Below are 14,062 nucleotides of genomic sequence, written 5' to 3' on the forward strand. Positions count from 1 at the left end.
CTTCTTCTCCTTTTTCCCAACTTTTTTATTTTTGCTTTTTTACCAGCTCTCCGCATCCTTTTTCCGCTACGATCTTGCCGTCCTGTGCTACCACATTACCCCGGACCATCGTCAGGATGGGAAGTCCTTTTCCCTTCAATCCCACAAAAGCAGAGATCTTGTTTACATAAAGGAGGGAATCACCTGTGATCTCCCATTCTTTTTCAGGATCTACCAGCAGAAGATCCGCATCAAATCCCACCCGGATATCTCCCTTCTTTCCATAGATCCCAAATGCCTTTGCCGGCAAAACCGCCATGGCATTTGCCAGCACAGTGGGGCATACTCCCCGCTTTACGACTCCTTCGCTGAAGGACGCCTGAAATCCGCTTTGGATCCCGGAGCAGCCGCCCCATACATCAAACGCCGTCTCTATTTTCTGCCCCAGGATCTCCTTGTATTTTTCATCATAGGAGCAGGGAGAATGATCCGAAGCAATGCCGCTGAATACGCCCGCCTTTACATATTCCCACATCTGCTCCACCGACTCCTGGGAATGCAGGATCGGCGCGCATTTATAAAGCGGCCCCTTTTCGATCACATCCTTCGAGGTAAAGGTCAGATAATGGGTACAGGTTTCTGCCGTAATATCATATCCCTCGTCCTGCGCCGCCTTGATATGTCTTGCCACCTCCGGATGCGATACATGGCAGATATGCGCCTTACAGCCGGTGGCCTTCGCGATCTCTATAATGGCATCCGTCGCCACGATTTCCGCCACTACCGGACGGGACTCCAGAAAGGCTTTCCAGTCGGTACGTCCGGCCTCCTTCATCCTCTTTTCCTGGTTTTTGATGATGGAGTAATCTTCACAGTGAAATCCTGCGCGTCCGTCAAATTCTTTGATGATCTCCATGGCCTCCATCGCCTGTCCATAGTTCAGCGACTCATAGTCCGGAGAAACGGGCCCGATAAAGGATTTAAAGGAAACGCATCCCTTTTCGTCCAGATCCTTCAGATCTCCCAGATTATAGCTGGTCAGTCCTCCCCAGAAGCAGTAATCCACATAGGCGTTGGGAGACACTTTCGCCTCCTTAAAATCAAAAGCCTCTGCATTTGTCAGGCAGGGATCGTTTTGCAGCGGCATGTCGATCACTGTAGTATAGCCTCCCAGAGCCGCTGCCGCCGTTCCATGCGCGTAGTCCTCCCGCCATTCAAACCCCGGATCATTTAGATGTGCATGGGTGTCAATGGCTCCCGGAAATACATACTTTCCTTCTGCCTCAATCACCTTCTCTGCCGGCGGAGCGATCCCCGCTTCCAGGATCGCCGCAATTTTCCCATCTTTTATTCCAATATTGCCCTTGCAAACAGCCTCTGCCGTCACAATGGTTCCATTTTGGATCAATACGTCAAACATTCCTCATTCCCTCCTGTTTTTTCTGTACGTCTGTTATTCTAAAGAGGTTCCTTTTCTGAAACGGGCACAGGATGGCATCTTTTTCATACCAAAGTAGTAGATCAGACCCGTCGGGATCGTTGCCGTAAAAAATGAAATATTTACGTTCAGCAAGCCGATGACTGCCCCCACTGCAATGGCAAGGATCGCCGCCCAGTTGACCCCTGCGTGATCTCCCTTTTCATCATAGAGATCCTGCAGGGCTTCTTCGGTATATTTTCTTCTGCGAAGAATGAAAAAGTCTGTGATCAGCACCGCAAAAATCGGTCCGAAAAATGCCGTATAAACTTTCACAAATATATCCAGTCCCGCCGCAGAGCTGTTGCTGGTCAAAATCCAGGGGCAGGTCGCCACCGCAAGTACTCCTACCAGGATCACCGCCGTCCTGTGTTTCATCTTAAAGGCGTCCATGAACGCATAGGCCGGAGGAATGACATTACTTGCCAGGTTTGTGGACAACTGTGCAAAAATGATGAATCCCAACGTTACAACCAGGACAAATTTATTTTCCACCATCTGCGCGAAAGCATTGATAGGGTTTGCAATTCCGGTCGCTGTGGAAACCATGGCTCCGATCAGCCCCAGCAGAACTGTCGCCGGCACCATCGCAAGAAAGTAGGAAACCCCGCGCGTAACGGCGGAATAGCCGCTTTTCATTTCACGGGAATAGTCCCCCGCATTCAGCATAACGGTGGTACTGTTTCCAAAAAATGCGATCACCGCCGCAATAAACGGCATTCCCCAGGTTCCCTCTTTATGCAGGAGTTTTTGTCCGATGGTATCTCCGTACTGTGAAATGCAGATGTACAGCAGATAGATCATGGCAAGAGAGATTACTACACCGCCAATGTTTCCAACCCACTTTGCTCCCTGGAACCCTTTGATGGACAGCAGGATCTGCACCACCTGAAAGAGGACAAAGTACACCCAGATATTATCATAGCCAAAGAATGCAATGGAAATATTGTTCAGAGCCGCTCCTCCCAGCCATGTCTGAAACCCGTACCAGACGATACCGGGCAGTCCCCGGATCATGACCGGCACGATACTTCCCTTGGTTCCAAACGCGCTCTTTAACTGTACGCTGTAAGGCGCTCCCGTCTTATAGCTGAACTGGTCATTCATGGCAATTCCCACGATCAAAAGCAGCGATCCCAAAAGCACAGCTGCAAACAACTGAACCAGATTCAGGCCTTTCTCCAACTGGGCAGATCCCATGGTCAGTGTTCCGATGGAAATACAGCCTCCCAGCCACAGCATGGTGTTGGAGCCCCAGCCCATGATACGGTCTTTTTCTTTGATGGGCGCCAGCGAACTGGCTTCTTTTTTCACTTCCTTGTTTTTTACTTCACTCATAATTCCCTCCTGTTTTCTCTCTCCCACAGTTCTATTTTACCGGTGTAACATATTCTCCGTGTCCGATGGCCTCTTCCCTGTATGCTCCGTCTTCCGCCACCACCTTGCCGCGAATAATGGTACATACCGGCGTTCCTTTTCCTTCCAGTCCGTTGAAACAGGAAACATGCCCTTTCGTCAGCAGCTTTTCCTGTTCACATTTCCATGCTTTCTCCGGATCCAAAATCACAATATCTCCGTCAAACCCGATCTCAAACGCACCCTTTCGTCCATAAAGCCCAAACACTTTGGCAGGATTGTAGTCCATGACTTTTGCAATGAGACTGGGAGACAGCCCTTTTTGATGCACCACCATATCAAACATCATTGGGAGGAAATACTGGATCGCATTCAATCCGCCCCAGGCATGCCAGATATCCTTTGTGGCATTGTCTTTCTCCTCGTCAGCCGCCGGGGAATGGTCGCTTCCTACACAGGACAGGGTGCCGTCCAGCACATAGTCCCACAGCTTTTCCATATCCTCCCGTGTCCGCATGGGCGGCGTACATTTTGCCGGCGCACCCTTCTCAAACACAAAGTCTTCTGTGAATCCCAGATAATGCGGGCAGGTCTCCGCCGTGATGGGAAGCCCTTCATGGATGGCATCCTTTACCACCTGCGCCACCATCGGATGGCTGACATGGCAGATATGCACCCTTCCTCCTGTTGCCCTTGCCATATCGATCACATTTTTTGTGGCCACATATTCGGTCCATACATCATGGGCATCTAAAAAGTCGCGGATCTTCTCTTCATTGGTACGGCCTTCCTTTGCCTTTGCTTCTTTTTCTCTTTCATACACCTGTCCCCATTCCTCACAATGGAATCCGCAAAGCGCCCCATAAGGCTTTAAGGTCTCTAACGCTTTTCTTACATTCCCCATATTCACCGTTGGAAACAGGTCTCCGTTTGGACAGGTAAATCCCTTGAAAGCCGCCACGCCGCAGTGATGCAGATCTACCAGATCCTTTATATTGCTTTTGATCCCATTGGGATCGTCGCTGTAGTCTCCTACAATGCCGCCCCACAACGCATAGTCGATCACAGAATGCTTGCTGACCTTTCCCATTTTCAAATCAAAAATTTCCTTGTTTAACAAAGAAGGATCATTGTTCAGAGGCATGTCGATCAACGTTGTACAGCCTGCTACCGCTGCCGCACGGGAACCTGTTTCAAAATCTTCCCGATATTCAAATCCCGGCTCGTTTAAGTGGGCATGACAGTCGATGATTCCGGGGAAAATATAGTTTCCCTTCGCGTCGATCACTTCCTTTGCCTCCACCTCTGCTTTCGGATCAAGAAATGCTGCATACTTCCCGTCATGGATCGCTACCGTTGCCTCATAGATACGATCCGGAGTTACCAACTTTCCGTTTTGAATTAATAGATCATACATAACTTTTTCCCTCCTGCTTGCCTGCTGTTGCGTTTTTCTTCCTTGTCTGCTACCATACGTACATATCTATAGATAAAATACTCAGGAAATTCCTTGGAGATAAGATACTATGTATTACGACATCATACAAGCCTCAGACCTCACATTGCACCTGTTAAAAACCAGACAAGACGGATTCGTGCATTCCGTTTATCGAAAAACTGTGAACCTTTGTATTGATAAGACACTGATCGCCTTACAATCGAACGCTTCCCCTCTGTCTCCCATCAGCCTGATCGCTGATCTTTCCGAGGAGTCCCTGCGCAAACTGAACCTCTCAGAAGGTACACCTGTCAGAGTTACCGACACTTCCCTTCTGATCGGCTCTTTCCGCTTTCTGTTTCAGGGAGCCAAATCCTATTCCTCCTGTCTGCAGGAAGAACTGACGCCTGCTCAGATAGCCCTTTTAAAGGAGCGTCTGGCCGCCGTCCTGCTCTCCTCCCACACCGGAGGATTTGACGCCATCTTCCACGCCTTTCAGAAGCCCGGCCGCCCCCTTCCTTCCCCGATCTTAGAAGGCGGACGGCAGTATCTTCTGCAGGCCCGACAGGCGTTATCCCAAAAAGAGTATTCTTCTGCCTCCGTCTGCCTGTCCCGGCTCCTGGGACTGGGCATTGGTCTGACTCCCTCCGGCGATGATTTCCTTTGCGGCGTTCTGGCCGGCCTGATCCTTTCCGGAAACGGAAGCTCTTCTTTTGCTTCTTTGCTGAAGGAACAGGTCGCAGCCGGCTTACACCGCACCAACACCATCAGCCAGGCCTTCCTGCGCTGCGCGCTGAACCACCGGTTCAGTCCTGCCGTTCTTTCTCTTGCAAAATGTCCGGATCCCGGAGCCGTTCGGGCTTCTTTTGAAACCATCGGACATTCCTCCGGCATAGATACCCTGTACGGGATCTTCTTCATCCTGGACTTTATAGAAAACGGGCGGGTGTAAATGCACCTGCCCCTTTTCGCTTTAGTAACTATGCACAGTTATCTTACTCCACCATTGTATCTCTTGTATATATCGCCAATTATAATATATCTCACACCGTAACACATTGGCTAATACCGATAAATTTCAAAATATTTTATATCCGTTTCGGATAAATTTTATTTCTCTATTTTTCTTTAAGATACTCTGCAAGAATTTGATTCAAGTCTCCCACGATCCCATAGTCCGCAATCTGGAAGATCGGAGCCTCCTCATCCTGGTTGATCGCGATCATCAGCTTTGTATCCTTGATCCCTTCCGTATGCTGGATCGCCCCGGATACCCCCAGAGCAATGCAGATACGGGGACGGATGGTACATCCGGTCTGCCCCACCTGATTTTCAAAGGGAATCCACCCTTCATCTGCAATGGGTCTCGTTCCTCCCACCGCCGCATCCAGATGCCCGGCGAACCGCCGGAGCAGTTCAAAGCTTTCTGCCGTTTCCGCTCCTCTTCCGGCGATCACAACTGTTTCCGCCCCAGGATGCTGTCCGTACAAGAGACGGCCGGACGCTTTGTTACCACCCGGATCCCGGATTCCGGCACTTCTACCTCCAGATAGCTGATCCTCGGTTCTTTTTCTTCCGTCGCCTCATAGGGCTGATACACTCCCGGTCTTACCGTCAGCATCTGCGGATATACCCCCGGTCTGGTCACAATGGTCACGAATACATTTTCCCCAAAGGAGGGCTTGTTCTGCTTGATATAGAAAGAGCCGTCCTCCCCTGTTCCCACCAGCACCTCTGTACAGTCTGCCGTCAGTCCACATCCCAGCTTTACAGCTACCCGTGAAAAAATCGAGCGCCCTGTCATTGTTGCAGGAACAAGCACAACGGAGGGATCGATCCTGCGGAGCATGTCTGCGATCACCTGGCTGACTGCATCGTCCTGAAACAGGGGATCTCTTTTTGTTTTCACCGCATAGATCTCATCCAGCCCCAGCTTTTTCAGTTCTTCGATCAGCTTCTCACAGTCGTCAGAGACAACCATGGCCGATATCTGTTCCTTCGTCGTCTCCTGTATCAAATGTGCCACCGAAACAAGCTCCGCTACCACCGCTTCTATATTCCCCTGAAAGTGTTCCGCAAAAACGCAAATTCCTTTCGCCATTTAATTCTTTCCTTTCTCAATCTCTATCCACTCTCGAATTTTTGCCGCCATCTCTTCCGGTGTTCCCTTTAACATGACAGCTTTCCTTGTCCGCTCAGGAACAAAGGAATCCGCTACCAGAGTGGGAGATCCCTTGAGCCCGATCTCCTCCTGCGCAAATCCCAGATCCTCATTCGTGTACAGCTTCAACGGTTTCTCCTTTGCCTTACGCTTCGTGCGAAGCGTTGCAAGGCGCGGCTCATTGCATCCGAAGCATACCGTCATCAAGGCCGGAAGCTGCGCCTCCAAGGTCACCTCTTCTCCCTGACACTGTTTGATTCCCCGTATTCCTTCCTGCCCGTCATACTCTATGCCCGACACTTCTGAAATATGAGGGATCCCCAGATATTCCGCTACCATTGCACCCACCTGTCCTGTTGCTCCGTCACTGGACATCGCTCCTCCTAAAATAAGTTCGAACGTTCCGTATTTCCCGATGGCCCTCGCAAGAGGCTTCGCTGTCGCCAGTGTGTCTGCTCCTCCAAAGCACCGGTCTGAAATCAGCACTCCCTCCTCACAGCCAAGCGCCATGGCATCCCGCAGTGATTTTTCCGCCTCTGTCGGTCCCATGGTAAAGGCAACTACCTTCCCGCCTACCTGCTCTTTTAACAGCATGGCAGCTTCAATGGCATTCAGATCGGCAGGATTCAGCATCCCTTCCATGCTCGTGCGAACCAGCGCATGTGTTTCCGGATCTACCGATACGTTGTTGGAAACAGGAACCTGTTTTATCAGAACTGCTATATTCATATGTCTCTCCTATCTACTCTTGCAGTGTCTTTCACTTCTTATTGCTCTAACAGACGCTTAAACGCCCAGTTTTCCAATAGCGGCGTGGATTCGCCCACCATGATCAGTTTCGCAAGGTCTCTGCTTGCTGCGGGCGCTTCGATCACTCCATTTCCGCCATAGCCTGTTGCCAGCAGATAGCCTTCCACCGGTGTCTCTCCAAGGATCGGCCAGAAGTCCTTTGGCTCCGCTCTGTAGGACAGCCAGGAAGATACCAGTCCGCTGTCTACGATTCCGGGTACCTTCGCTTCCAGCTGGTCCAAAAGGAAATCAATGAAATACTCGTCCGTTCCTCCCGTTGCCGGCAGCTTATCCGGATCCCACTGTCCTGCGTGCATTGGATTGTTCAGATCCATCGAAAGGTGAGACTTGCAGATGAAAATATTATTTCCTGCCCGCAGTGCATAAAATTCCGGGTATTTTAATACCGGGAAGGTATAATCCAGCTTCTTTCCCGGAGGGCAAAGGAAAAAGGCTTCTGCTTTTGTGTGCCAGATCGGTACGTCAACACCTGCCATTTCTCCGGTAAATTTGCTCCAGGGTCCTGTACAGTCTACTACCACATCAAAGGTATACTCGATTCCTTCGCTGGTTTTCAGCCCCTTGACCTTGTTGTCTTCTACCTTTATTTCCGTTACTTCCACACCGGTTTTTACGACGCCGCCGTTTGCCTGCAGTTTTTTTGCATAGGTGTTGGAGATCATGGTGCCGTCAAAATATCCGTCATCCTGGGTATAACCTGCTCCCAGAATATTTTCCGTGGAAATATCCGGAAGGATTTCCTTGATCCGGTCTTTATCGGTGATATATTCCCCTGTATAGCCTGCCGCCTTTGCAAGAGCGATCCCCGTCTGAATGACCTTTTCCACTTCCTCATTGGTAGCTACCACCAGTGTCCCCGTTTTATCAAATCCTGCTGATCCCTTTTCTTCCGCCTCCATTTTCAGGTAAGACTCAAACCCATAGAGACGCACGTCCCAGTATCGGTTTTTCAAAGAATCGTCAAACAGGCATACTGTTCCGGCAGATTTTGCCGTAGAGGCGCCTCCCACTGTATTCTTCTCAAACACCGTAACTTCCGCCTGATCGTAAAGACTCAGATGATAACCCAGACAGGTTCCTGAAATTCCTCCGCCGATGATCCCAATTCTCTTTTTCTCCATTTGTGTGCCCTTCCTTTCTTTTTTATTTCTAACATGAGTTATTTCATGTTATCTACTTTTAATACGGTATGTAATAATACCTCACAGCCTTTTTTCATCTCTTCTTTTTCTGTCCGCTCATATCTGGAATGGCTGATCCCGCCCTTGCTTGGTACAAAAATCATGCCTGTGGGAAATGCCTGTGCCATCGCCAGAGAATCATGAAACGCTCCGCTGGGAAGGATCGTGTAGCTATAGTCCATCTCCTTGGTCGCCTCCTCGATCTGTTTCCTCAGCCAGTCCTGCATTGGCTGCGGATCATGGTCCGAGATTTTCTGCACCCGAAATTCCAATCCGCTTTTTCGGCAGACTTCCTCCAGATATGCGAAAGCGTTTTTCTCTACCGCCTCCATGATTTCTCGTTCCTGATCCCGGATCTCCAGATGAAACCGGCAGTTTCCCGGGATCACATTGACAGAATTGGGAGAGACCTGTATGGTTCCCACCGTCGCTACAGTAAACTCCTTTCCGGTTTTCTTTACGATTTCAGGGATTTCTCCGATCAGCTCCGCCGCTGCTACCAGCGCATCTTTTCTGTCCCCCATGGCTGTACTTCCTGCATGGTTTGCCTCGCCGAAAATCTCCACCTCAAATCTTACTACTCCGGCGATAGAAGAAACGACTCCGATTGCTTTTTCTTCTCTGTCCAGCCTCGCTCCCTGCTCCACATGAAGCTCCAGAAAGCATTTAACATCCTTTGGCTCCTTCTTTGCTTTCCACACGTCTTCCATCCGGATCCCATAGCTCTTTTCCATCACTTCCTTCTGCCTGTTTCCGCATCCGTCTGCCTCTTCCTCTGACACCTCCAGCGGCTGTCCACAGATAGCGCTGCTTCCAAACAGTCCGCTTCCGAACCTTGCCCCTTCCTCATCTGTAAAAACGATTACTTCAATGGGATGATCGGGAATATATCCTGCTTTTTTCATAGCCTCACATACCGCCAGGCCTCCCACGCAGCCGGCAGCGCCGTCATATCTGCCTCCATCAGGAACGGTATCCAGATGAGAGCCCAGCAGGATCGCCGGCAAAGCCGGATTCCTTCCTTCCATTCTGGCAATCAGATTCCCCGCTTCGTCTACCCGCGTGGAAATTCCCATTTCTGCAAACCATCCCGCAAACAGCCTTCTTCCTTCCTGATCCTCTTTTGAGTAGGCGATCCTGGAAAATGTGCCGTCCGGCTGTTTTCCACATTGATAAAGTTCCTCCAAATAAAACATGACTTTTTCCACGTCAATGACCATTCTCTTTTCCTCCCTGTCAGGTTCCACAAGAACAGAAGGTTATTTTTGTGCAATTTATCCTATTATTCCCTTTTCTTTTTCTTTCCCCTGTGTATATTCGTCATTGTAGTTTATTTTTTAACAATTTTCATCGTCATTTCATGATAAAAAACAAAAACCATTTTATCTTTCTCAGATAAAATGGTTTTTGTTTTGCTCCCCGGCAGTACGAAGAAGCAGGCATCCTGCTCCTACCCCTTCTTTAATTTGTCCAGGATCTTACATGCTACAAGCCCGATTCGCACACTCAGCATTTCTCTTGCATCATCAAAGCGCATTCCTGTCATCATTCCGATTTTTTCGATCCGGTAAGCCACCGTCTTGTAGTGAATGTGCAGCTCCTGCGCCGTTTTCATCAGATTTTGATTATAATCCAGGTAGGTGGAAAGCGTCAGGATCCATTCCCTCTTTTGACTTTTATGATCCCTGTACAGCTTCTGGAGAGTCTCCGGTATATATTCCTGTAATTCTTCCTCCTTCAATCCCGATAGCAGCTTCAGGATTCCCATGTCGGAAAACAACAGGATATCCGACTTCTCCTTTCCAAAGATGCTGCCTGCAATATCCAGGAATCCCAACGCATCCTCCGCTTCCCGGTAGCTATACTTCAAATTGACGATACCGTCTACTTTTTTCCCCACTCCCGCCTTGATTTCAAAGCCTTTTTTCTGCTCCCGCAGAAACTCTTTCAATTTTTCTATGGCAGCCTGCATGTCTTTTCTAAATTCACATTCATGCTTTTCCATTTCTTCCGTTTCTACTACGATGACCTTATCCAGGTCATTGGATATCACGGCTCCCGGGAACACCCTGCGGATTCTTTCTTTCAGAAGGTTTACATCATCCATCCGGACGTTGATGTCTTTTGGCTCCTTCCCTCTCTTATATTCCATCCCGAAAACAACGACCCGGTACATCCCTCCAAAGGACATGCCAAGCAGGCTTACATTTTTCTTCATATCCTCGATGAAGTGGATCTCTCCGTGCAAAATGTTATGCAAAATATCATTTTGATACTTTTTCTCCAGTTCCAGTACCGCATATCTTCTTGACAGTTCATATTGCAGAGCAGATACCGCACTGTCGATCGCAATATAATCCATGGCGTCCAGTTTTTCCCCGATCTCTGTCACCACCAGATACATCTGGATCCCAAACATCCTCTTCATGCGGACTACGTACTGGTCAACCGCTCTTCCTTCTCCATAAATGTATACACTTCTCTTCATGTACTGGTAGTTGGAGGCGATTTCAGGATCTACCTGGATCAGTTCTCCCGAAACCTCCAGATCAGTGGGAACGGTTTTTGTCTCTCCGATGCAAACCCCATTTTGATCATACACCCCCGTCGGATTGCTGATGAGCTTTCCCAGTACCGTCAGCAGCTTCACGATCCCGTCCTCTTCCGGCTTTAAAGACAGTACCAGCGCCTCGAAGTTATCTCTGGTCGTCTTAAAATATTTCAGCCGTTTTACCTCGTCACTAAACAGCTCCCCCATGATCACTTCCATAATGTCCTTAAACGAAGTATCAAAATCCACAGACAGACAGGGAATCTCCCTGCGATTCGCATAAGCCTTGAACATTTCTACTTTTTCTTCTGCAAAGTCAATGTTCCGTCCTCGTTTCAGGATCACCGCACTGATCTTTTTTTGCTCCAGCTCCCGGATATAGCCTTCCATTTCCAACAGGCTGCAGGATTTGAAGGCATACAGTCCCGTCAGAAGCACTTCGCCGCCATTGATAAATTTGACAATATCCGGCGCTTCAATGATCGTCACTCCCCCGATCTCATTATCCAGATGATCTTCTCCGGCAATCACCCTCATTTTCCCCAAACCACTCTGCTCCATCAAATCTCTCACACGATATTTCATGCTTTATCCTCTCCTATCCTTCCACCTGGTCTGCAGTCGTCTTTTTGTCTGCTCCAAAACCCGCACAGCCTCTTTTGCGGGAATCTGTTTCAAAGTTTCTGCAAGCCCGGCAAAGCCGGTCATGGATGTTTGCCAGAGTTTCTTCTACCGGTAGGTTTCCGTCCTTGGCATCTAAGCTTTTCGGATCATATCTTTTTTAATCTCCGCCAGCGAATCTGCTCCGCACATTTCCATAGTATCCTTCAGTTCCCCGCCTATTTTCTCCACGTAAAGCTTCACCCCTTCTTCGCCGCCTCCGTATACCGCCGTTACGAAAGGCCGTGCCAGGATCACTCCGTCGGCGCCAAGAGCCAGCGCCTTAAATACATCCACGCCCGAGCGAATACCGCCGTCTACAAAGACGCGCATACTTCCCTCCACTGCCTCTACAATCTCTTCTAACACCTCCGCCGTAGCAGGACACTGATCCAGCACCCGTCCGCCGTGATTGGATACGATGATAGCCGATGCGCCTGCCTGCTTTGCTTTCAGTGCGCCCTTTCCTGTCATGATCCCTTTCACGATAAACGGAACAGAGGCGGCGTCCACAATTTCCCGCAGCTCCTCTACGGATTTTCTTCCTGCCGGAGGCACCATGTTTTTCAGGAAGGGAAGTCCTGCTGCATCTACGTCCATCGCAACCGCAAACGCGCCCGAATCCTGCACCTGCCGCATTTTCTCCCGAATGGTTTCCAGGTTCCACGGCTTTATGGTGGGGATCCCCAGTCCTTTCGCCTTTTTTACCGCCTCCGTTGCCGCTTTCATCACCTCTGCGTTCACGCCGTCTCCCGTCATTGCCACGATCCCTGCCTGCGCACAGGCGGATACGAGAACGTCATTGTAGGAAGCGTCATTGTATTTCTCTCCATAATGCAGGTTGACCGCGCCTACAGGACCTGCAAAAAAAGGATAGCGGAACTTACGTCCAAACATTTCAAATGTGGTATCCACTTCCTGTTTCTCTGTCAGGGTGTCCATCTGCACCCGAATTTCCTGCCACTTCTCATAATTACGGATGGCCGTATCTCCAACGCCTTTTGCCCCGGGTCCCGGTATCTGATTCCTGCAGGCTTTCCCGTTACACACCGGACAGGCTTTGCAGAATTTTCCAATTTCTCCCTGTGCTGTTTTTAGCATCTCTTCGTATGTCATTTGCCTTCCCTCTTTCTCTTGAAATTTATCTTGATCTGTTTTTTACAAAACAGCAAGTATCTTTCTCACTCTTTTTTGCTTTCTTCTTTCACGGTTCCCTTTCGCGGTTTTCTTTGTGGTTTTCTTTCTCCGTCCTTTTTTCCGTTTTCTATTTCGCACTTTTTAAAGGGTAGCTTCCGTATGTGAACTGGCTTCATCTTACTCTGAAAAGCGGCGCAATGCAAGCCCGTTATTTCCATCCTTGGGATCTTCACTAAAAATCCCGGATGGTTCGGATTTTTGGGATTCTTGTTCTATTTACGGTACTTTTGGGTCATCCCCGATGAATCGTTTTGGAAAAACATTGAGAAATCAGCAACAATAGCTTTTTTGGTTCAGTTGTTCGCTCTTCAGGAAGAGCCGGCTCAAAAAGTCGGCGTAAGAAGAGAAACCATAGGAAATCTGGAAAACGGAAGATATAATCCTTCCCTCGTGTTGGCCTGGAATATCGCAAAGCAGTTCCAGGTATCCATCGAAGAAATGTTTACAGTTGAGAATGATCTGTCATGAAATAAAAATAACGGAAACCCATATAGTATTGGATTTCCGCTGTTTGCTTTTATGAGCGTGCGGGGATTCGAACCCCGGACAACTTGATTAAAAGTCAAGTGCTCTACCGACTGAGCTACACGCCCGCAACTGGGCTAGTTGGATTCGAACCAACGAGTGCAGGAGTCAAAGTCCTGTGCCTTACCGCTTGGCGATAGCCCAATAAAAGAAAAAAGGGTGGGTAGTGGGACTCGAACCCACGATATCCAGAACCACAATCTGGCGCGCTAACCAACTGCACCATACCCACCATGTATCTACCTACCGGACTAAGACCGATGAAGTACCCAATATTAAGTTGTGTGGTTCCAACGAGCCTGGGGGGATTCGAACCCTCGACCTACGGCTTAGAAGGCCGTTGCTCTATCCAGCTGAGCTACAGACTCACAGGCCAAACAGAAACCGTCTAACCATTTTCCCGGGCATTTCTGCTCCAAGAAAAGCGGGTGATGGGAATCGAACCCACGTATCTAGCTTGGAAGGCTAGTGTTCTACCATTGAACTACACCCGCACACGATCGGGGTGACAGGATTTGAACCTGCGACCTCCTGGTCCCAAACCAGGCGCTCTAGCCAAGCTGAGCCACACCCCGACATTGTCGCACGATCGTCATCAGGCAATTTGCCGTGACACATTAGTCATTATATAGTACCAACTTTTAAATGTCAATCATTTTTTTCTTGAAATCTTCTGCTTTTTTATGATACAATGGTTCGGTATGAGAGGTGGATAATTTTGTAGTCC

At 49.1% G+C, this 14,062-nt stretch carries 12 protein-coding genes and 6 tRNA genes; 2 read left to right on the forward strand and 16 right to left on the reverse strand.

Annotated elements, in window-relative coordinates; translation table 11 throughout:
* Positions 1-25: 25 nt before the first annotated feature.
* From allB (FYJ34_RS04430) to allB (FYJ34_RS04440), 3 genes are read right to left on the reverse strand one after another with little or no spacing between them, the layout of a single operon-like run.
* Positions 26-1,399, reverse strand: coding sequence for an allantoinase AllB (gene allB, locus FYJ34_RS04430; RefSeq protein WP_154476580.1), 1,374 nt, complete (start codon positions 1,397-1,399; stop codon positions 26-28).
* Positions 1,400-1,432: 33 nt separating this feature from the next.
* Positions 1,433-2,794 (reverse strand): NCS1 family transporter, encoded by a 1,362-nt coding sequence (locus FYJ34_RS04435; protein WP_154476582.1) that lies wholly within the window; start codon positions 2,792-2,794, stop codon positions 1,433-1,435.
* Positions 2,795-2,825: 31 nt separating this feature from the next.
* The gene (allB, locus tag FYJ34_RS04440) at positions 2,826-4,229 is read right to left on the reverse strand and encodes an allantoinase AllB (protein WP_154476584.1); all 1,404 of its coding nucleotides are present in this window, start codon (positions 4,227-4,229) and stop codon (positions 2,826-2,828) included.
* Between the two features lie 109 nt (positions 4,230-4,338).
* Between allB (FYJ34_RS04440) and FYJ34_RS04445 the strand changes: the two genes are divergently transcribed.
* Complete coding sequence (locus FYJ34_RS04445) at positions 4,339-5,202, forward strand: oxamate carbamoyltransferase subunit AllH family protein (protein WP_154476586.1); 864 nt, start codon at positions 4,339-4,341, stop codon at positions 5,200-5,202.
* A gap of 166 nt (positions 5,203-5,368) precedes the next feature.
* On the opposite strand, the gene FYJ34_RS13130 is transcribed toward FYJ34_RS04445, so the two are convergent.
* The 7 genes from FYJ34_RS13130 to FYJ34_RS04475 form a co-directional block, all read right to left on the reverse strand.
* Positions 5,369-5,707: an electron transfer flavoprotein subunit alpha/FixB family protein gene (locus tag FYJ34_RS13130; RefSeq protein ID WP_330582530.1), complete on the reverse strand. Its 339-nt coding sequence runs from the start codon at positions 5,705-5,707 to the stop codon at positions 5,369-5,371.
* Positions 5,704-6,351: an electron transfer flavoprotein subunit alpha/FixB family protein gene (locus FYJ34_RS04450; RefSeq protein WP_235899254.1), complete on the reverse strand. Its 648-nt coding sequence runs from the start codon at positions 6,349-6,351 to the stop codon at positions 5,704-5,706. The genes FYJ34_RS13130 and FYJ34_RS04450 overlap by 4 nt, the downstream gene beginning before the upstream one ends.
* On the reverse strand, positions 6,352-7,140 hold the full coding sequence (locus FYJ34_RS04455) for an electron transfer flavoprotein subunit beta/FixA family protein (protein WP_154476588.1): 789 nt from the start codon (positions 7,138-7,140) through the stop codon (positions 6,352-6,354).
* Between the two features lie 38 nt (positions 7,141-7,178).
* Entirely contained in the window at positions 7,179-8,342 is a 1,164-nt protein-coding gene (locus tag FYJ34_RS04460; protein ID WP_154476590.1) for an NAD(P)/FAD-dependent oxidoreductase, read from the reverse strand.
* A gap of 38 nt (positions 8,343-8,380) precedes the next feature.
* On the reverse strand, positions 8,381-9,622 hold the full coding sequence (locus tag FYJ34_RS04465) for a Zn-dependent hydrolase (RefSeq protein ID WP_154476592.1): 1,242 nt from the start codon (positions 9,620-9,622) through the stop codon (positions 8,381-8,383).
* Between the two features lie 230 nt (positions 9,623-9,852).
* Positions 9,853-11,538 (reverse strand): PucR family transcriptional regulator, encoded by a 1,686-nt coding sequence (locus tag FYJ34_RS04470; protein ID WP_154476594.1) that lies wholly within the window; start codon positions 11,536-11,538, stop codon positions 9,853-9,855.
* A 171-nt stretch (positions 11,539-11,709) separates the two neighbouring features.
* A complete protein-coding gene (locus FYJ34_RS04475; protein WP_154476596.1) occupies positions 11,710-12,729 on the reverse strand; it encodes an alpha-hydroxy-acid oxidizing protein in 1,020 nt (339 codons plus the stop codon).
* A gap of 369 nt (positions 12,730-13,098) precedes the next feature.
* Here FYJ34_RS04475 and FYJ34_RS04480 point away from each other — a divergent pair, with 369 nt between their 5' ends.
* Positions 13,099-13,278 carry a helix-turn-helix transcriptional regulator gene (locus FYJ34_RS04480; protein ID WP_154476598.1) on the forward strand — a complete coding sequence of 60 codons (180 nt, stop codon included), beginning with the start codon at positions 13,099-13,101 and terminating at the stop codon, positions 13,276-13,278.
* Positions 13,279-13,330: 52 nt separating this feature from the next.
* On the opposite strand, the gene FYJ34_RS04485 is transcribed toward FYJ34_RS04480, so the two are convergent.
* The 6 genes from FYJ34_RS04485 to FYJ34_RS04510 all read right to left on the reverse strand — a co-directional run bounded on the left by FYJ34_RS04485 (position 13,331) and on the right by FYJ34_RS04510 (position 13,910).
* Positions 13,331-13,403, reverse strand: a tRNA-Lys gene (locus FYJ34_RS04485).
* A gap of 4 nt (positions 13,404-13,407) precedes the next feature.
* Positions 13,408-13,479: transfer RNA gene (locus FYJ34_RS04490), tRNA-Gln, on the reverse strand.
* Between the two features lie 14 nt (positions 13,480-13,493).
* Positions 13,494-13,567: transfer RNA gene (locus FYJ34_RS04495), tRNA-His, on the reverse strand.
* A 62-nt stretch (positions 13,568-13,629) separates the two neighbouring features.
* Positions 13,630-13,703 (reverse strand) — tRNA-Arg (locus FYJ34_RS04500).
* Positions 13,704-13,758: 55 nt separating this feature from the next.
* Positions 13,759-13,829, reverse strand: a tRNA-Gly gene (locus FYJ34_RS04505).
* A gap of 6 nt (positions 13,830-13,835) precedes the next feature.
* Positions 13,836-13,910: transfer RNA gene (locus tag FYJ34_RS04510), tRNA-Pro, on the reverse strand.
* Positions 13,911-14,062 lie beyond the last annotated feature (152 nt).

This window comes from Suipraeoptans intestinalis (assembly GCF_009696485.1).
GTDB lineage: Bacteria > Bacillota > Clostridia > Lachnospirales > Lachnospiraceae > Suipraeoptans > Suipraeoptans intestinalis.